This window comes from Streptomyces sp. NPDC007875 (genome assembly GCF_042868035.1).
Classification (GTDB): Bacteria; Actinomycetota; Actinomycetes; order Streptomycetales; family Streptomycetaceae; genus Streptomyces; species Streptomyces antimycoticus.
This window is the reverse complement of the sequence record NZ_JBIADZ010000001.1, coordinates 459620-478977: the sequence shown is the minus strand read 5'-3', so window position 1 is coordinate 478977 and position 19358 is coordinate 459620. Positions and strand designations below refer to the sequence as shown.

Here is a 19358-nt window from a genome sequence, read left to right as displayed (position 1 = left end):
GGGGACTCGTCTGCGCGGGAGTGGGTCCGATGGCAGTGAGCATGCATGTGGTCTGGAGCAAATGCGAGCCGGGACGCGTCATCTACGAGACGCATGCGATCGAGACGGTCACCGACGGCTCGGGCGTCCACGCGACCGTCGACAGCCACACGTATGAGATCTCCGTGCGCAGCCGTGCCCAGGCGGAGTCCATCGCGGACGAGGAGGGCTACGAGCTGTACCGGAAGGGCGAGGCGTGGGAGAGCCTCCCCGAGGAGGAGGAATGAGCAGGAGCAGCGCCCGGGGGCGCTGCTCCTCACCGCTGACCCAACGGGACCGCTGACCCAACGGGCCCGCCCTCGTCGTAGAGCCTTCAGCGGCGGCCCCGGAGCTCGAGACGACGGGGCCGCCTCGAGCTCCGGGCTCGGGGACGGGCCCGTCTCACTCCTCGCCGTGACCCAGCAGGAAGTCCACATCCCGCCGCTCGGTGCCCGCCGCGCCGCCGACCGTGATCTGGCGGGTGGCCGGGGCGTAGCCGCTGGCCACCACCGTGTAGTGATCGCCGGTGAGGGCCTCGAAGCCAAAGGACCCGTCGTCACCGGTGATGACCTGGCCGACCACGTCACCGGACGCGTCCAGCAGCGAGACCCGGGTGTCCCCGAGCGGCCGGCCGCCCCGGTCCCGTACGGTGCCCCGGACCCGGGCCGCCGGCGGCAGCTCCGCGGCCACCCGCACCGGCTCACCGACGGTGAGCTCCACCTGGGTGGCGTACGGCCGGTGCCCGGCGGCGGCCACGGTCAGCGTGTACGTCCCCGGGGCCAGCTCCGGCAGCGCGAACTCGCCCTTCTCGTCGGCGGTCGCCGTCGCCGCCACCTCGCCCTCGGGCCCGGTGGCCGTGGCGGTCGCACCGGCCAGCGGCTCCCCGCCGACGGCCCGTACGGACCCGGTCAGTCCGCCCCCACCGGACAGCCGCAGATCGCAGACCACCGGCAGGTCCGTCACCAGCAGCGTGGCGGCCTGCGGCTGGTACCCGGCGGCCGAGCCGATGAGGACGACGCTCGCGGTGTCCGGGGCGGGCACGCGGTACCGGCCGTCGCGGCCGGTGACCGTACGGCCGAGCTGACGGCCGCCGGTGTCGATGAGGGTGATGGCGGCGTCGGCGAGCGGGGTGCCGCCGGGGCCGAGGACCCGGCCGTGGATGACGCCACCGGTGAGGGCGGGCACGTCCGCCGCCGCGTACTCGGCGTAGCCGACCTCCCCGGCCTCTGCCGCAGCCTCTGTCGCGGCCGGGGCAGCAGAGGCGGCCGAGGTGGCCGAGGCGGCCGAGGTGGCAGCGGCGGCCGAGGTGGCAGCGGCGGCCGGGGCGCCCACGAGCGCGGGGGCGGCCACGGGTGCGGAGTCGGCGACCGGGGCCGAGTCCGTCGCGGTCGCGGGCGCCGAGGCGGCCACGGGATCCGAGCCCGCCAGCCCGGCGCGCCGCGGCGCGGGCAGGAACAGGGCGATCAGCAGGCCGCCGACCGAGGCCGCACACGCCACCAGGAACGACGTCTGGAACCCGTCCTTGCTCGGCAGCGCCACCCCGCCGAAGTCGGTCGTCTGGTGCGCCAGGATCACGCCCACCACCGCGCTGGAGGTGGACATGCCGATCGACCGCATGAGGGTGTTGAGCCCGTTCGCCGCCCCCGTCTCGGCGGCCGGAACGGCGCTGACGATGAGCGTGGGCATCGCCGAGTACGCGATGCCGATGCCGACGCCGAGCGCGGTGGACAGCACCACGATCTGCCAGATGTAGTCCATCATCACCAGGCCCGCGCCGTACGTCGCGCCGATCACGATCAGCCCGAGGACCAGCGAGACCTTCGGCCCCTTCGCGGCGTTGATCCGCGCGGACAGCGGCGAGACCAGCATCATCGCCACGCCCATCGGGGCGAAGTAGAGCCCCGCCATGACCATCGACTGGCCCAGGCCGTAACCGGTGGCCTTCGGGAGCTGCAGCAGCTGCGGAAGGATCAGCGACATCGCGTAGAACGAGAAGCCGACCATGATCGAGGTGAGGTTGGTCAGCAGCACCTGACGCCGCGCCGTGGTCCGCAGATCGACCAGCGGCTCGGCGGTGCGCAGCTCGAAGACGCCCCACAGCAGCAGGATCACCACGGCCGCGCCGAACAGCCCGAGAGTGGTGCCGCTCGTCCAACCCCAGTCACCGCCCTTGGTGATGGGCAGCAGCAGACAGACGAGTCCGGCCGTCAGCCCGAGCGCGCCGATGACGTCGAAGCGGCTGGGGGTGCGGACGGAGGACTCCGGGATGACGGCGAGCACCAGGGCGATCGATATCACGCCCAGCCCCGCGGCCCCGTAGAACAGCACATGCCAGCTGGTGTGCTGCGCCACGAACGCGGCGGCGGGCAGCCCCAGCGCGCCGCCGATGCCCAGCGACGAGCTCATCAGAGCCATCGCCGAGCCCAGCTTCTGCGGCGGCAGCTCGTCCCGCATGATGCTGATGCCGAGCGGAATGGCCCCCATGGCCCCGCCCTGGATGGCCCGGCCGATCACCATCACCACCAGGTCGGAGGTGACGGCGCAGGTCAGCGAGCCGATGACCATCAGCGCCAACGCGACCATCAGCATCCGGCGCTTGCCGAACATGTCCCCGAGCCGGCCCATGACCGGAGTGGAGACGGCCCCGGCGAGCAGGGTGGCGGTGACCACCCAGGACGCGTTGGAGCTGGTGGTGTGCAGCAACTGGGGCAGCTCGGTGACGAGCGGAACGACCAGTGTCTGCATGACGGACACGGCGATACCGCAGAACGCGAGCACCGCCACGAAGCCACCGCCGACCTCCCGCGGGAGCGGCGTGCCGGACGGCGCGGCGCTCAGACGTTCCGCGACGCGAGGTGGGGCTGACTGGGGCATGCGAATGCCGCCTCCAAAGAGATTTCGAGAGATGTGCGATAAGTGGAACGATGAGAGATGTGCATCCTACACATGGCGTGTATCGTGCACACTTCCAATGAGGGGTGCGGGGGAGGCGAGGAGGAATCGTGCAGGATCGGCGGCTGGAGCGGCTGGAGCGCGAGCTCATGCTGGTGGCCAGGTGTTCAGTCCTGACACCCCGCGAACGGAAGGGCCAGGCGACGGAGGCCCAGGACTCCCCGGCGCAGCCGAACACCGGCCCCGCCCCCAAGTACCCCCACCCGGATCGCCGCACCGACGAGCCCTGCGCCGTCCCCACCCGCCTGGACCGCTCCGGCTATCTGCTCCTCTCCCGCCTCGACGCCGAGGGCGCGATGTCCATCGGCCAGCTGGCCGACGCCTTCCAACTGGACGTCTCGACCGTCAACCGCCAGACCGGCGCCCTGCTCCGGGCCGGCCTCGCCGAACGCATCCCGGACCCTGACGGCGGCCTGGCCCGCAAGCTCCGCATCACCCCGCAGGGCGCCGACCGCATGGCGGCGGAACGGACGTGCCGGCAGACAGACCTGTCCCGGCTGCTTGAGTCGTGGCCCTCCGAGGAGGTGGCCCGCCTCGAGGACGTCCTCACCCGCTTCAACCGCGAGGTGGAGCGCCAGGAGGGCCGGGCCTGGCCCCGCGAGTCCGGCGACGCGTAACGCCTCCGGAATGACGGCGGCGCCGAAGACGTTGCCGCAGACAGGAGACATGACGCCTGTCACACCGGGAAGCAGCCGGGAGACACCGGAGGTGCGACCCGGAAAGCACTGGGAGTCACCCGGAGGTGCGACCCGGAAAGCACTGGGAGACACCCGGAGGTGCGACCCGGAAAGCACCGGAAGGCCCACAGGGCGGACGCCCGCCAAGGTGTCCCACCCACCCGGAACGAAGCGCATACCCGCATACCGAGGAGGCCAGGAAGAGATGACCACCCCCGCTTCCCACCCGCAGACCACCGGCACCGGCGGACACCGCGTAGACGTGGAGCGCGGCTCCCAGCACGTCACGGTCACGATCGACGGCCGCGTCGTCGCGGAGTCGACCCGCCCCCTGCTCGTCCACGAGACCGGTCTCCCGGTCCGCTACTACCTCCCCCCGGAGGACGTGGACCTGACCCTCTTCCAGCCCACCGACTCCCACACCACCTGCCCCTTCAAGGGCGAGGCCGCGTACTGGACCTACCGCGGCGCGGCGGGCGACGAGGCGGAGCCCCGGCCGGACGTGGTGTGGGCGTACCCGCAGCCGATCGAGAAGGTGGCGGAGATCAAGGACCATCTGTCGTTCTACGACGCGGTCGCGAAGATCGAGATATCGGAGTAACGACCCGGAGCGGAGTAACGAACCGGAGCCGAAGGCGCCCCAGCAGGGATCACAACCACCACACCAGGCATCACTCCATCAGGGGCCTTCCGGGAACCCCCCGGAGGGAACCCCTGACGCGTGCACATCCACGCGTACTCGTGGCTGGGCGAGAAGGCGCTGTTCGACCGCGAGTCCCTCCGCCGCCCACCCGACCGCCCCCGCCCACCCGCCACGGCGGCGGACGAGGAGTACTACCGCGAGGACCAGGAGCGCTACCGCACGCTCCTGGAAACCTTCCGCCACTCGGAACTCCCCCCACTGGAAACGTCCCTCTGGCTCCTGAAGTCCCCCGCCCTCATCCGCGCCACCTTCGAAGAACCCAAGGACGCGGTGGCCTGGCTGGGCCGCGAACTGACCGAACACGCCCCCGGCTTCCTCTCCCACCAGGAGGCCGACACCGCCCGCCTGGCCCGCCTGGTCACCACGGCCGCCGACCGCCTGACCCACGGCACAGACGTCTCCTTCGGCTTCTACCTGGGCCGCACCTCATTCCTCTCCCTGGCCCTGGTGACGTGCTCCCCGAACCACTGGGTCCCGGACCTCCCGTGCCCCCTCACCTCCTGACCGCGTCGTCCGACGTGGTCAGGGGGCAGACGAAGGCGTCCGATTGCTATCGGAGCACCTGTTTGAGGTGTGTTGTGTGCACTGGGCTGGTAGATACGGTGTTTGGGGGCCTCTCGATTGCGGGTTGTCCCCATGTGTGCGTTCTCGCTCCTGTGGAGGTACTGCCCGTATGACACCCCGGCCTGTGACCGGCGCCGCACGCCCCCGCATCAGCGACCCCGGTCTGGATCGGTTGAAGGCGGTCCTCGGCGGCTGGCGCAGTTCGCTGCTCGACATGGGTGGACGAAACAGACTGCTCAATTTCCGTCATACGAGGACCGCCACCCTCGAAATCACGTCGCCCGATGCCGCTGCCCTGCTCCATGGTCTGGCGCGGGGCTGGGACTTCGCTCCCCTCGAGGAACGCGGGGAGGACGGCGAGGACAGGAGCGGGGCGACAGCTCAAGAGAGGCTGTATTTAGAGGGAAGGCGCGGAGCCATACCAAGCGGCGGACTCATCACCCAGAAGACTCGGCAGACGGCGCTGGACGGTGCTCTCCGCCTCCTTCGTAACAAGTCCGCCCAGATGTTCAATGACTACGGCCTGTGGGTGCTGTGGCTGGGCGTGGGCATGCTCGATTGGCGCGAAGCGGGTGCTCAGGAGACCAGCTCGGCCCCGCTGCTGCTGGTTCCGGTGGAGCTGCGCCACGATAGGCGGACCGGCCAGGCCCGCCTATATCCGGCGGAGGACCAGGAGCCGGTCCACAATCCTGCCCTGGAAGTGAAGTGCGACCGGCTGGGCGTCGACTGGTCATCGGTGACGGACAAGGACGTCACCGATCTCGGGCCGGTACTCACTGCGGCGCGGCACATCGCTGCAGGACAGGACGGTTGGTCGGTCGAAGAGCGGGTGGTGCTCGGCCTCTTCTCTTCGTACAAGGAGGCCATGTACCAGGACCTCCAGCAGAACGAGGGCCACATCCTGGCCCACCCTCTGGTACGTGCCGTCGCACTCGGCCCTGACGCGGAACTTCCCGCCGACGCCATCGAGTTCGAGCCGCCCGAACTCGACACTATCGACGAGGTCCAGCTCCCAGAGCGGACCCCTCTTGTCCTCAACGCCGACGCGTCCCAGCGCCAGTGCGTCGCTGCAGCCCTCGACGGGCGTTCTTTTGTGATGAACGGCCCGCCCGGAACGGGCAAGAGCCAGACCATCACCAACATGATCGCAGCGCTGATGCACGAGGGTCGTACGGTGCTCTTCGTCAGCGAGAAAGCCGCCGCGCTCGACGTCGTACGCAACCGGCTGCGCGAAGTCGGGCTTGGCGACTTCGCCCTCTCCCTGCACAGTGGTGACACTGCCAAGAAGGCCGTGGCGATGGAACTCGCCCGTGTGCTCACCACCGAGGTGCGGGTCACTGGAGCCGCCGAGCATGAACTGGAGCGGGCACGCCGGCTGCGCGAGGAGCTGTCCCGCTACGCTGCCGCGATGAACCAGGTGCGTGAGCCTCTGGGACGCACCATGCACGATGTCCTGGGGCGTGTGGTCCTCCTCGAACAGGACGACACTCCTCGGCTTCCTCTGAGCGCCGCCCACCGGGAGACTGTCGACACCCTGAGCGCCGGGGCGCTGCAGGACGTCACCGCGGCCGCCCAAGCCATCAGCCGCGCCTGGCGGCCGGCGGCCGAAGGGGAGGCGTTCGTCTGGCGCGGGCTGGTGGGCTCCTCTGCGATGATGGCGGCGTCGGAGGCTGCCGAGGCGCTGACCGCGCTGCGTATGGCCGGTGAACGCAGGCCCTTCGCGGCGGCGATCGACGAGCCTCGTACCGTGCACGACTTCGAACGGGCTGTGGAATCACTCCGCGCTGGGCTGCCGGACCGCGATCCGGCCCCGTCCACCGCGCTCCCCGAAGACGTCTCGGGCACGCTCACTCAGCTCGCCGATCGCCTCGGTGCCCGTGAGCCGGTCACGCCCGAGGATGCGTTCACGCTGTTCGCGCTGACGGATCTGGCCGCTGCGGCCGAGCGGCCACCGCGCGCGTGGTTCGGCACGGAAACGCGGCGCGAGGCCCATGCGGCCGCGGAGGAGCTGCGCCGGGCGCTCGCCGTACTCGCCGAGGCGCGCGGCGGGGCCGACGACGTCTTCGAGGAGCAGATCCTCACGGCGGCAGAGCTTCCGGAACTCGTACGCCGTTTCTCGGAGCAGCATCGCGGCATCACGGGCCGCTTCTCCGCTCAGTACAAGGCCGACCGGGCGGCTGTCGCGGCGCTCACCCGGGACGGTGTCTGGCACAAGAGGCTCATCGGGCGCCTCGACCACGCGCTGGCCTGGCAGCGGGCCGCCGCCGAGGTGGCTCACTTCGCCGACCGGCACGGCGGGCTTCTCGGCCGCTACACACCCCGTACCGAAGCGGACCTTCCCGCCCTCGACCGGGCACTGGCCACCGCGGATCGAATCGCGGGTCTCTCTCGAGGCATCGAGCACCAGGACAAGATCGCCTCGTACCTCGCCGATGGCGTCTCCGCCCCTGACCCGCTGCCGGGACTACTGGCGGGGAGCATACGGGACTCCCTGACCGAATGGTGCGACGCCGTGGGGCACCGCGTCGCTCGCTGGTCGGACGCGGTCACGACACTCGTCGGCCTCTTCGATGACGCCCGGCGAGCGAACCTTTCCCCCGCGCTGCTGGGCAGCTTCGAGCAGGCCCAGCAGGTTGTGGACGCCCTGCTGGAGGACGCACAGGGCCCGGAGGAGTGGCAGGCGTACCGCGACGGACTCGCCGTGTTGGCCCGCCACCAGGCCGATGAACTGGTGCCCCGCGCGGCTGAGCGCGGTATCCCCGCGGAACGGCTGTCCGACGTCGTGGAACATGCCCTGCTCAAGGCGTGGGTGGATCGGCTCCTCGACACCGACGAGAGGCTCCGCACGACGCGCTCCGCTGATCTGGACGCGCGGGTCGCCGACTTCCAGGAAGCCGACCGCCGCCTGGTCGAGGCGGCTGGCGGAGCCGTGATCGAGGCATGCAATCGGCGCAGACCCCGCAACTTCGGCAGCGGAGCGGGCAAGGTGATCATCCGGCAGGCGGAGCTGCGACGTCGCCATATGCCTGTCCGTGAACTGCTCGGCCGCACGAGAGAAGTGGTCCGGACGATCAAGCCGTGCTTCATGATGAGTCCCCTGACCGTAAGCCAGTTCCTGCCACCGGACTACCACTTTGATGTCGTCATCTTCGATGAGGCGTCCCAGGTGCGTCCCGCCGACGCGATCAACTGCATTTACCGGGGCGATTCCCTCGTCGTTGCCGGCGATGAGAAGCAGCTTCCCCCCACGTCGTTCTTCGACGCGGCCGTCGAGGACGATGGTGATGAGTACGACGAGGACGTGCCCGACTCCTTCGAGTCCCTGCTCGACGCCTGCAAGGCCGGAGCCTTGAACGTCCTTCCCCTGCGCTGGCACTACCGAAGCCGCCACGAGGACCTGATCACCTTCAGCAACGGGGAGTTCTACCAGAACTCGATGGTGACCTTCCCCGGTGCCCTGGAACAGGGAAACGATGTGGGTCTCGGCTTCTTCCCTGTCGGAGGTACATACGACAGGGGCGGACGACGGGACAACAGGATCGAGGCGGAGGCCGTGGCACGGCGTGTCATCCACCACTTCGACACCCGCCCGGACCGCAGCCTCGGTGTCGTCGCCCTTTCTCAAGCCCAGGCATCGGCGATCGAGCTGGCGGTACAGCAAGCCCTCCTGGCTCGCCCTGACCTCGACCACTGCTTCACCGAGGACCGTCTGCACGGCTTCTTCGTCAAGAACCTCGAATCGGTGCAGGGCGACGAACGCGACGTCATGATCATGTCGATCGGCTACGGTCCCGACGAACACGGCAAGCTCGCTCTCAACTTCGGCCCCATCAACAAGGACGGCGGCTGGCGCAGACTCAACGTGGCTGTCACTCGCGCTCGCCATCGTATGGAGGTCGTCGCGTCCTTCCACGGCGGCAGCCTCGGCGACAGTCAGAACAAGAGCGTTCAGCACCTCAAGCGCTACCTCCAGTACGCCGAGAACGGCCCCGACGTCCTCGCCCAGGACGTGGTGCAAGCAGTCGGCGCCGAGCCCGAGAGCCCCTTCGAGGAGTCGGTGCTGCGGGTGCTTCGCGGCTGGGGATACGAGGTCCAGCCGCAGGTTGGGATCGCCGGATTCCGTATCGACCTGGGCCTGCGCCACCCCGACGCGCCCGGCACATACGCCCTGGGCATCGAGTGCGACGGGGCGATGTACCACTCCTCCAAGGTGGCTCGTGACCGCGACCGGCTGCGCGAAGAGGTCCTCCGAGGACTGGGCTGGAAACTCCACCGCATCTGGGGCACGGACTGGTATCGGGGGAGGGCCGCCGCCGAGGAGCGGCTGCGGAAGGCCGTCGAGCGGGCTGTGGCGATGGACCCGCTGACCGCCTCGGCTGACGAGCCGTCGCCCCCCGCGCAGACCCACCCCGCTGTCCCGGCCCAGCAGAAGCCGAACCCGGAGCCCGGCCCCACCGCCGTGAACCACGATCGCGTCCCCGTCGACACGGAGCCCGACCGCCCCTGGAGCGCTCCGTACGCGGTGCACGAGGTGTACGTGACGCCGGCGGCTGAACTCCACACCCCAGAGGCTCGGCCCGCGCTGCGCCGGATCCTGACCCAGGTCATCGAGGCTGAAGGCCCCATCCACGAAGAACTGCTGGTACAGCGCGCCCGCGAAGCGTGGGGGGTGGCCAGGGCGGGCTCCAGGATCCGCGAGAACATCAGGCAGGTGGTGCGCGGCCTGGGCCGGGCGGGCAACGTCAGCGTGGACGGCGACTTCCTTGACACGGCGGACCGGCAGAATCTCAAGGCCCGCCACCCGGCGCACGGAACCGCCCCACGCCAGGCCGCCCACATCGCCCCGTCCGAAAGGCGGCTCGCCCTCCGGGAGCTGGCCGCTGAATGCCCTGGGATGTCACAGGAGGAACTGCTTCGTCAGGCTTGCGATTTCTTCGGCTGGCGACGCCTGGGCCAAGACATCCGAGCCGCACTGGAAGCGGACGTCGCCGAGCTGTACGCACAAGGGGTGCTCGTGGGAGCGGAGGGCCGGATCGCGGTGTCGCGGTGACCCTGGCCCTGTAGCCCGGCGGGCCCCACGAGCCGGTTCAGGGCACCGTCAGCCCACCGGTTCCGGAGTCCTGGACGAGTTCACGCAACTTGGTACGCGTTTCGGCGCCGGTGGAGTAGATCACGATGCCCTTCATGCCCCGGGGCAGCACCACCTTGTACGTGGCTTGAGCTCGACGACCACAGTGGCCACGATCTCCGTATGCGGACGGCGGCCGAGGAGGGGCGCGTCGACGCGCTGGCTGGTGCCGGGCAGCTCGTACTCCAGCAAGAGCGGCCACGATCCATACCAGCGGTCCCCGCGTGCAGCCGCGTCGGCCCGGGGCACGGCACAGTGGCTGATTCGGCCTCTACCTGAACATGCTTGGCCAGGTCACGCTGTCAGAGGCGGGTGAATTGTCGACTGGCTTGGTGCGCTGAGTGGCGCCTGGGGGTGGCCGGTGGCTTATGTGCCGATACTCAAGGGCAAAGCGGGTGAGTTCATGGCCCTTGAGCACGCCACGCCTGAGGTCCGAGCCCGCATCCGCCCGGTGATGGAAATTGTCCCCGATCCGGACCTCAGGGACATCTTGGAGACCTTCTGCGACCACGCCATGGACGCCGTGCCGCAGGACATGGTCCTCACCGTCGACTGCGGTGCCCTACCAGCGCTCCAGGTACTGCAAGGCGACATCGGCGGTCCGATGGCCCGAGTGAGCGAGTCGCTTGGCCTCAGAGGCGTGACCATGCGCCCGGTCGTTCGATGCACCGACACCGACAGTGTGATGGCCGAGGCGGCGAACGCGGTGGCTCGGCACAGGAGTGGGGCCTGTCTTCGCATCACGATGACCGCGGACTCAAGCGACCCCCTCCCGGACAAAGGGCGAATTCGTGGCCTGCTTCGGGAGCTCAAGGTGGAGCCCGAAGAGGCCGACCTTCTTATAGATGCTGGACCCTTACGGTCCATCGCCGGTCGGGACCGCGCCGTGGAGCGTGTTCTGGACGCATTGAGGGTCCTTGCCCCGTGGCGATGGCGAGAGAGGTGTGTCGCTGCGGGCGCGTTCCCCGTCAATCTCACGGGCTTCCCCCGCGGTCAGGCGACACCTGTGCCACGGTTGGATGCACAGCTGTGGCAGCGGGTGATCAACCGGTGGAATGGGCAGCCGCTGGATTTCGGGGACTTCGGCGTTACGCACCCGCACATGCCAGCGAAATCCAAGGGAACGCCAGACCCCAACATGCGCTACACGACCCGAGGTGACTGGCAGGTGTTCGTCTATCCCCGCATCCGCTCTGGCAACGATGACTTCTTCACTCTGAGTCAAGACCTCGTCGACTCTCCTCACTGGCCGTCTACCGGTGCGCAGACCTCATGGGGGGACGCGCGGCTCCTCGACTGCGCTCGCCGTAGCCGGCCGAAAGCCGGAGGCGGTACAGAGTGGCGAGCATGGGCCACCTCCCACCACCTTGCCGTGGTTTCGTCCCACTTGGAGGTCCTTGGGCACCCATGAATCGCTCCCCTATGAGAGGACGTCAGCCTCTCGACCAGGCCAAGCGAGTTCGATTCCCGCTCGGTGACATATTCCGAGCCAGCGGGGGTCGGTGGGCTCGTGCTCCACCCACAGGACCGCCCGCACATTCGCGGTTCGAGTTCGGAGCAGATCGTCGTAGTCGAGAAGCTGCCCCACACCAAGGCGTAGTTGGCGCGCCTCATTGGTTCTCGTCAGAGACTTGACCTCACATACGACGAGGTCATCGTCACCCTTGCGCCAGGCGAGGTCGAAGTCCGGATCAGCCGCGCCGGGTGAGAGGACCGTCATACCCCGCTCCCTGGCAGCCGCCGCCAGATCGTTCTGCAGTCTCCGATGTGCCCTGAGGTTCCGCGTGGCGAGGTCTGAGTTCACCGGCCCGGGGGTGGCGGCGGCCGGCTCGACCGTATCGTCCGCGACTCGGTACTCTAAGCCCACGGGCACGGTCGCCGGCTGCGAAGCGGTGCCTACGGGGACGAGATGGAATTGGGTGACCCGCCGGATTGGACCGCCGCCGGGCTCCGAGACGTCTGCGTAGGTGTACGGAGCCGAGGGCTCCACAGCGAACTCCCCGACGTAGCGAACATCATCGCCGTCCGGGTCGAAGAGACGCAGCGCCAGGCCCTCGCGCACATGGTCACGGATCGCCGCGTCGTTCGTGCTCGAGAAGCCTTGGTCACCGGTCCAGCCTTCACCGATGTAGCGGAAGGTCCCATCCTCCGCCCACCCGTTCCGACAGCCTTGTCCGTGATCCGGGTGTGGGCTCGTGAAGAGCAGAACGTTCCCGGACTCCGGGCATGTGCTGATGTCTCCGGCCCGGCTGCCTCCGTAGAGGTCGTGGAGTTCCGTGCGCCGGATCGTGTCACCGGGCCGCAGCCCCCACTCGTGCGATCCACGGTGCCGGTCGAACGCTTCGCTGAAGGCATCCCACTGGTCAACGCTCAGACGGTGGGGATTTCCGGCGAAGAGCGTCCGAAATGGCGAGGCACCCACGAACCGTGGGTCCTCGGTGAACTCACTCCGAGGGACCGGCTCGTCGAGCCATTCGTCCATGACCAGTGGGGCGTACCAGCGTTGCCCCGGGTCCTCCTGCCAGTACCGGTCCGGAGAGGATGCCTGCTGTGTCGGGGGCCCGGTGAATCGACCGCGGCCGATGAGACCTCCCTTGGGCCCCGTAATCCACATGACGAACCGGTCGTTGGCTGCTAACTCCCTTCTGTAACGCACCACGCTCCAGGACTGGAGCTCATGGCCGTCGCGGCGGAATGAGTCCAGATCGAACACGTCTCGGTTGCAGGTGAGGAGCCAAGCGTTCATACGTCACCCTCTGAGTTGGCCGATCTGAGCAGGACTTGGAGGCTACGGCACGCCGCTGACACACGGTTCCCAGCTATCAGCCGGCTCCACAGCGAGCGGCATCCCGTCACGCACTCCACGTCGTGAACCTGATCGGTTCGCGGAGCGCCGCGGACGCTCCGTCGAGATCGGCCAGGCGGGCGGCCAGCGTCGCCTCGGCGAGGCGCGGTGGAAGGGCGACGCTGAACTTCAAGCCAGTCAGGGCGCGTGGGTCCACCGCGGGCAGGCACAGGTGCTCGGCGCCCTCCGCAGCGGCCTTCTTCCATTCCAGTGGGGTGATGTCCTCGCGCAGCCGGACGTACGCGTCCGTGGGGCGCTGGAGGGGGTCGGCCACGGAGGTGAGCGTGGCGGCGAGAGTGGCATTGGCGCGGTATCCCGCCCACGTCCACCAGCGGACGTTAGTGTCCCGCCCGCCTCTCATGATCACGGTGCCGCCGGGGTGCACCAGGTTGGTGCTCGCCTCGCGGGCCTGGGCGAGGGCGCCCTCGGCGCGCCGGGTGAGTGTCACTGGCGGCGTCGCGCCGAGCAGCACTTCGCGTGCCGCCCGCGACAGCTCGTACGAAGCGGCGCGAGCGAAGCCGACCCCGCCCCAGCGGGCCCTTCCACCACCGTCTACAGGCTCGACGAAACAGCGGCGCCGCGACCAATCGATGTAGGTCACCTGCCAGTTGCGTCCGGCAAGCAACAGCCGACGCGGTCCGACGATCTCGTCGGTGAGCAGCGCGGGGTCCGTGGTGCCGATTACTGTACGGCCGGACAGCACGGTGAACTCCGGCGCGGCGGTGAACACCGCCGTGAGATCCATGAAGTGCCGGAAACCGAAGCGCTGTTCGGCTTCGGGACCGATGAACATCAGCCCATCGTCCTGGTCGAGATATCCCTCGTCGATCAGGTGGCGAACGATGGGCTCGGCCGAGGCGCCGAACGGGCCGAGTCCGCCCCACCATTCCCGCCACAACCGGTCGCCGACCCGGTGTTCTTGAAGACACAGGGCGAGGATCTGCTGGGCCGCGATGTGCCGGGGTTCCGGTGGCGCGACGACCGGTTCCACCCAGCCGCGGGACCAGAGCAGGAGAAGGGCGGCCGCCGACAGCAGCCCTGGTTCGTCCACCGCCAGGAAGAGACAGTTCCGCTTCGACCCGGGCCGGCGCCCGGTGCGGCCGAGCCGCTGCAGGAATGAGGCAACCGTTGCCGGGGCGTCGATCTGGATGACCCGGTCCAGGTCACCCACGTCGATGCCGAGTTCCAGTGTGCTCGTGGAGACGATCACGCAGTCGCGTGCCTCGGCGAAGGCTTCCTCCGCCCGGCGCCGCTCGTCCGCGGACAGCGAGGCGTGGGACAGGAAGGTGGTGACGCCTTTCGCCCGCAGCGCTTCGCCGAGCTTCTCCACGTCCCGGCGGGCCTCGCAGAACACGAGGCGCTTCTCGCCCCGGTGCAGCGCCGCGATCACGGTTGCGGCGTTGGCCAGCGAACCGACGTAGTCGAGTTCGATCTCCCCGGGTGGGGGGAGCGCCGGAGCCTTCTCCCGCAGGTGAGGAGCGACGACCCGTGCCCTGCGCTTACCGGCCCCCGATCCCTGGAGCCACGTCAGCAGCTCGTGTGGGTTGCCTACTGTCGCGGAGAGGCCGACACGCTGGACTGGTCGGTTTGCCACCCGCTCCAGCCGTTCCAGTACGGCCAGCAGATGCCAGCCCCGGTCGTCCCCCGCGAAGGCGTGCACCTCGTCGACGACGATCGTGCGCAGCCCCGAGAAGAACGCCCGGTGGTCGACGTTGGCACTGACCAGCATCGCTTCCAGTGACTCCGGGGTGGTCAGCAGCACGTCCGGCCGGTCGTGCAGGATGCGCTTGCGGCGGGTCTGAGGGATGTCGCCGTGCCAGAGGGCGGCGGTGCGGCCCAGCCAGGAGGTGTACGTATCCAGCCGGGGCAGCAGGTTGTTCAGCAGCGCTTTGAGTGGACAGACGTACAGCACCGAGGTGCCGGTCCAGCCTTCCTCCGCCATCCGCGACAGCAGAGGGAAGCATGCCGCCTCGGTTTTCCCGCCGGCGGTGGGCGCCAGCAGCACCGCGTCCGCCCCGTCCATCAGCGGGGTGATCGCCTCCTCCTGGAGCGGTCGCAGACCGGGCCAGCCCAGGGTGTTCACGATGTGGTGGACCAGACCTCGGTGCAATCGGTCCAGCGGGTCGGGGCCCGCGGGAACCTCCGTCACGGAAGGTCCAGCGCGATGTCATCGGCGCTCGTGGCCGCTGCGGCATTGGCCTCGATCTCGCTCAGCTCCGACGTGTTCACGGTCAGGGCGTAATGCTCGCGCGGATCGAACTCCTCGAACTGGTCTATACGGTCGAGGACATCGCCCACGAGCTTCTTCAGGAACAGCCGGGGCGCCACACCCACTTTGCCGCCCAATGCCCCGCCCACGGCCTTGGCGAGATCGGCGATGTAGGTCTCGTCCGCGAGGGCCTTGATGCGGTCCGGGTTCGACGAGCCACTCGCGTACAGGTCACGAATCGTCAGCCCCAGACCGATGAGCGAGTCGAGCGTGAAGCCGGACAGCCGGAGCTGCACCGCGCGGGGGTTGTCGAAGCGGGGATCAGTGCTGAAGTCGGTGGCCAACCGCTGTGCGAGCGGCGCCAGTCGCTGCACGCCCTGCTGCCCGTCGTAGAACGCCGGTGTTCCGGTGATCATCAGGTACAGCCCCGGGAAGCGCCCGGAGTGCACCTCGTCGATGAGCTGACGCAACGCGTTCAGCGCTTTGTCGCGCGCGTCGGAGCGGACACGCTGGAGCGTCTCCACCTCGTCCAGGACGACGAACAGCCCGGCATGCCCCGAGTCGCGCAGCACCGTCAACAACCCCTGCAGGAAGCCGAGGGCGCCGAAGTGGTCCAGATCGCCCCGCACCCCGGCCGCCTTGCGGGCCGCGGCGGCCACGTGCGGCTGTCCGCCCAGCCAAGCCATGACGGCGGACGCGGTGGCCTCGTTGCCCGCCGCGAGCGCGTTCCGGTATCCGCGTAGCGCGATGGCGAACGACGGAGCGTGCCGGGAGACTTCGACGAGCCGGGCCGTCATCAGCCGCTCGACCTCGTCGGGCAGCGCCTCTTCCGAGGCTCCGGCGGCGAGCGCGTCTTCTTCGAGGGTGTAGGACCACGCGTCCACCACGGGCCGCAGGGCGCTCGGGGGAAATCCGGGTGTGGCTAGCCGCTCGGTGAGCCGGCGGTAGACGGTCTCCAGCTTGTGGAGTGGCGTCTCGTTCTCGGAGACCTGGATCTCGGCGACGGCGAATTTACGGCGCTTGGCGCGTTCGCCGAGCCACCGCGTGAAGAACGTCTTGCCGGATCCGTACTCGCCACGGACGGCCTTGAAGACGGAAGCGCCCGAGGCGGCAGCGTCGAGTTCCGCGTCGAGCGCGCTCTCGAACCGTTGCAGACCTGTCGCGAGGAGATCGAGCCCGCTTTCGGGGACGGCACCACGCCGAAGCGCGTCGATGACGTCACGGCGCCGGGCCGCGCTGACGGGTCCGGTTCGGGCAGGGCTGTCTGTACTCACCCCATCAGTCTCGCACTGCGGTGGGCGGCCCTGGCGGCCCTGTCGTAGCACTTGACGCACGGTTGGTCACTTGGTGCAATCATGAGTTCACCGCTCAGCCTCAAACGGGGAGAAGACCCAGCGTGGCGCTCGACGGCCTCAATCTCGGCAACGTCCTCAAGGACGTCGCATCCGGAGCCCTTCAACTTCCTGATTTCCAACGCGAGTGGAAATGGGATGACGAACGCATCAGGGCCCTCATCGCGACCGTGACGCTCGAATATCCACTCGGTGTCGTGATGGCGCTGCAGACGGGTGGAACGGCCCAGTTCAAGCCCCGCACGCTGAGCGGTGCGGAGAGCGCCGAAGGGACGACGCCGGACTTACTGCTCCTGGACGGGCAGCAGCGCATGACCTCCTTGTACCAGTCCCTGTACCGGGATCAACCGGTGGAGACGGTCGACGCGCGGGGGAAGGATCTCAAGCGCTGGTACTACATCGACATCGCCAAGGCCATCGGAGCACCGGCGGACCGTGACGACGCGGTCGTCTCCGTACCCGAGGACCGGATTCTCCGGAGCGACTTCGCCCGCAAGGTCGTCCTCGATCTGAGCACGGCCGAGAAGGAGTGCGCGACCGGTTTCTTCCCGCTCCACATCGTGTTCGACATGCAGCGCGTGACCCAGTGGCTGCAGGAGTTCGTCAAGGCCGACGGTGCGAACTGGGAGACCTGGAGCACGTTCCAGGAGCAGGTCCTCAACCATGTGACGCAGTTCCAGGTACCGATGATCAAGCTCCCGGCCTCCACCACCACGGACGCCGTGTGCGCCGTCTTTGAACGGGTGAACACCGGCGGGGTGTCGCTCAACGTCTTCGAGCTGCTCACCGCCACCTACGCGGGCAACCAGGAGCACGTCGCGGAGCGCGGCGACTACTACCGCCTCCCGGTCGAGTGGGAGCAGATCAAAAAGGACCTGACCTCCTCCTATCCGGTGTTCGGCCGCATGGAGGCCGGCGTCGAGGACGGTCTGAGCAGCAGCGACTTCCTTCAGGCCGTCGCGCTCGTCCGCACTTGGGAGGAGAAGCAGGCCGGGCAGCGCAGCGCGGTCTCGTGTAAGCGTCGCGACCTGCTGCGGCTGCCGCTCACGGACTTCCGGCGCCTGGCCCCGTGGGTGGCGGAGGCGTTCAAATGGGTGGGGGCGTTCCTGGAGCAGCAGTGCATCGTCCGCACGGCGGACCTTCCGTACCGCACCCAGCTCGTGCCGCTGGCCGCCGTCCGCGCCATCCTCGGCGAGGAGCTGGACATGCCGGGCTCGGGCGAGCGGATCGCCCAGTGGTACTGGTGCGGTGTGCTCGGCGAGATGTACGGCGGGTCGACCGAGAGCCGGTTCACGCGCGATGTGGAGCAGCTCATCGGCTGGATTCGCGGTGAGGAAGGGGGCACTCCCGACACGATCGCCGAAGCCGCCTTCCTGGACGACCGGCTGGACAGCCTCACGACCCGCAACAGCGCCGCCTACAAGGGCATCTACGCCCTGCTGGTCAAGCAGGGCGCGGTGGACTGGTACTTCACCGACGCGCCCCTTACGGCGGGCCGGCTGATCGAGTACAACGTGGACGTCCGGCAGATCTTCCCCAAGGGATGGATCGCCAAGAACGCCTCGGCGCAATCGGCCAAGGCGAACTCCATCGTCAACAAGACGCCGCTGTCCGCTCGGGTGAGCCGCAGCCTCGTGGGGTCTCCCGCCGTATACCTCAAGTCGCTCACGCTGGAGTCCGGGATGCGCCCGGAGTGGTTCGACGACGTCCTCGCCACGCATCTCATCGATCCGGCCGCCCTGCACGAAGCGGACTTCGAGCGTTTCTACGAGAACCGTGCCCTGCAGCTGCTCGACCTGGTGAGGTCCGCCATGGGCAAGCGCACCGTCTTCCGTGACACGGCGAGCTGGTGAGTCAGGCGATGGCACAAGCACCGTCCGAGCAGCAGCTCCGCGAGCTCCGGGGGAAGCTGATCCCGGTCTCCGAGCTTCTCGCGCTCTTCGGCACGCGGGTGAGGAACGACCAGTCCGTCCTGTTCATCACGCAGACACTGAAAGATGCCGGACTCTCGACCATCCCCTATTTCGCCCACTGCAGCCTCAGGGCCGATGTGCAGGTCGTCCCCGAGGAGTCGGTCGCGCCCCCGGAGCCCGACGGTGGAGAGGACGAGGAGGCGGAGCAGGACGCGCTGTCACGAGGGACGCTGCCGCAGCATTCCTTCAGAATCGGTGACCTTCCGGCTGCCCGTAATGGGGTCGACTCCGTTCCGTCCACCGCACAGGTCAAGACGGCCACCCATCTCATGCTCGTCAAGAACTACTCCCAGGTTCCGGTCATCGACGGCATATCGACGCTGCGCGGTGTGGTCACCTGGAGTTCGGTGGCCAGGATGTACGAGAAGAACGAGGACACCGCCCTCGGGAACGCCATGGTCGAAGATCCACCGACGGCCGATGTCCACGGAGACTTCTTCTCCTTGCTGCCGATGATCAGCGAGTACGGCTACCTGCTCGTGCGGGACATGAGCGGCCGCATCACCGGAATCGTGACGGCCGCCGACGTCACGGAGCGTTTCGAGGCGACGGCATGGCCCTTCTTCGTCATCGGTGAGATCGAGTTCCGGCTCCGCAAGTGCCTGGGCGCGGCGCTCGAACCGGACGCCATCCGCGCGGTGCAGCGGAGAAACAAGCAGACGGGCCAGATCACGGACCTGATGTTCAACGGCTACGTGAAGCTTCTCGACGGCCACCAGGAGAATCCGGCGCTCTGCCAGAAGGCGGACCAGAACTGGCAAGCTCTTGGCTGGTCGCTCGCGGACCGCGTCCAGTTCGTACGGCAGCTCGATCGGGTGCGGGAGATCCGCAATATGATCGCGCACTTCGAACCCGAGCCGCTGTCGCAAAAGCTCTGCCAGGAACTACGCCAGTTCCTCGGGCTGCTCCGGCTGTACACCTGACGGCCGCTGGGTGC

13 protein-coding genes are annotated in these 19358 nt (G+C 68.6%); 8 read left to right on the top strand and 5 right to left on the bottom strand.

The genetic code is table 11. From position 1 onward, the window contains the following. The first annotated feature begins 29 nt into the window (after positions 1-29). A complete protein-coding gene (locus ACFYOY_RS01980) occupies positions 30-266 on the top strand; it encodes a hypothetical protein (RefSeq protein ID WP_014054887.1) in 237 nt (78 codons plus the stop codon). A gap of 154 nt (positions 267-420) precedes the next feature. Here the strand turns inward: ACFYOY_RS01980 and ACFYOY_RS01975 are convergent, their stop codons facing one another. Next, on the bottom strand, positions 421-2892 hold the full coding sequence (locus tag ACFYOY_RS01975) for an MFS transporter (RefSeq protein WP_351880135.1): 2472 nt from the start codon (positions 2890-2892) through the stop codon (positions 421-423). A 128-nt stretch (positions 2893-3020) separates the two neighbouring features. On the opposite strand from ACFYOY_RS01975, the gene ACFYOY_RS01970 reads away from it, so the two are divergent. From ACFYOY_RS01970 to ACFYOY_RS01955, 4 genes are all read left to right on the top strand, one after another. Beyond that, complete coding sequence (locus ACFYOY_RS01970) at positions 3021-3587, top strand: MarR family transcriptional regulator (RefSeq protein ID WP_351880138.1); 567 nt, start codon at positions 3021-3023, stop codon at positions 3585-3587. 265 nt (positions 3588-3852) lie between these two features. After that, positions 3853-4248 (top strand): DUF427 domain-containing protein, encoded by a 396-nt coding sequence (locus ACFYOY_RS01965; protein ID WP_208905704.1) that lies wholly within the window; start codon positions 3853-3855, stop codon positions 4246-4248. A gap of 120 nt (positions 4249-4368) precedes the next feature. Beyond that, positions 4369-4854, top strand: a complete 486-nt coding sequence (locus ACFYOY_RS01960; RefSeq protein WP_388584230.1) for a hypothetical protein — start codon at positions 4369-4371, stop codon at positions 4852-4854. A gap of 184 nt (positions 4855-5038) precedes the next feature. After that, complete coding sequence (locus ACFYOY_RS01955; RefSeq protein WP_388584227.1) at positions 5039-9964, top strand: DUF3320 domain-containing protein; 4926 nt, start codon at positions 5039-5041, stop codon at positions 9962-9964. 132 nt (positions 9965-10096) lie between these two features. On the opposite strand, the gene ACFYOY_RS01950 is transcribed toward ACFYOY_RS01955, so the two are convergent. Next, a complete protein-coding gene (locus ACFYOY_RS01950) occupies positions 10097-10234 on the bottom strand; it encodes a hypothetical protein (RefSeq protein WP_388584224.1) in 138 nt (45 codons plus the stop codon). A gap of 178 nt (positions 10235-10412) precedes the next feature. Between ACFYOY_RS01950 and ACFYOY_RS01945 the strand changes: the two genes are divergently transcribed. Further along, positions 10413-11453, top strand: a complete 1041-nt coding sequence (locus ACFYOY_RS01945; protein ID WP_388584222.1) for a beta family protein — start codon at positions 10413-10415, stop codon at positions 11451-11453. A gap of 9 nt (positions 11454-11462) precedes the next feature. Here ACFYOY_RS01945 and ACFYOY_RS01940 read toward each other — a convergent pair whose 3' ends face one another. From ACFYOY_RS01940 to brxD, 3 genes are all read right to left on the bottom strand, one after another. Beyond that, the gene (locus ACFYOY_RS01940; protein WP_388584219.1) at positions 11463-12755 is read right to left on the bottom strand and encodes a hypothetical protein; all 1293 of its coding nucleotides are present in this window, start codon (positions 12753-12755) and stop codon (positions 11463-11465) included. A gap of 139 nt (positions 12756-12894) precedes the next feature. After that, positions 12895-15036, bottom strand: coding sequence for a DEAD/DEAH box helicase (locus ACFYOY_RS01935; RefSeq protein WP_388584216.1), 2142 nt, complete (start codon positions 15034-15036; stop codon positions 12895-12897). Continuing rightward, a complete protein-coding gene (brxD, locus tag ACFYOY_RS01930) occupies positions 15033-16370 on the bottom strand; it encodes a BREX system ATP-binding protein BrxD (protein WP_388584213.1) in 1338 nt (445 codons plus the stop codon). Before brxD ends, ACFYOY_RS01935 begins: the two co-directional genes overlap by 4 nt. A 122-nt stretch (positions 16371-16492) precedes the next feature. Here brxD and ACFYOY_RS01925 point away from each other — a divergent pair, with 122 nt between their 5' ends. After that, positions 16493-18301, top strand: a complete 1809-nt coding sequence (locus ACFYOY_RS01925; protein WP_388584210.1) for a DUF262 domain-containing protein — start codon at positions 16493-16495, stop codon at positions 18299-18301. A gap of 8 nt (positions 18302-18309) precedes the next feature. Next, positions 18310-19344 carry a CBS domain-containing protein gene (locus ACFYOY_RS01920; protein WP_388584207.1) on the top strand — a complete coding sequence of 345 codons (1035 nt, stop codon included), beginning with the start codon at positions 18310-18312 and terminating at the stop codon, positions 19342-19344. Positions 19345-19358 lie beyond the last annotated feature (14 nt).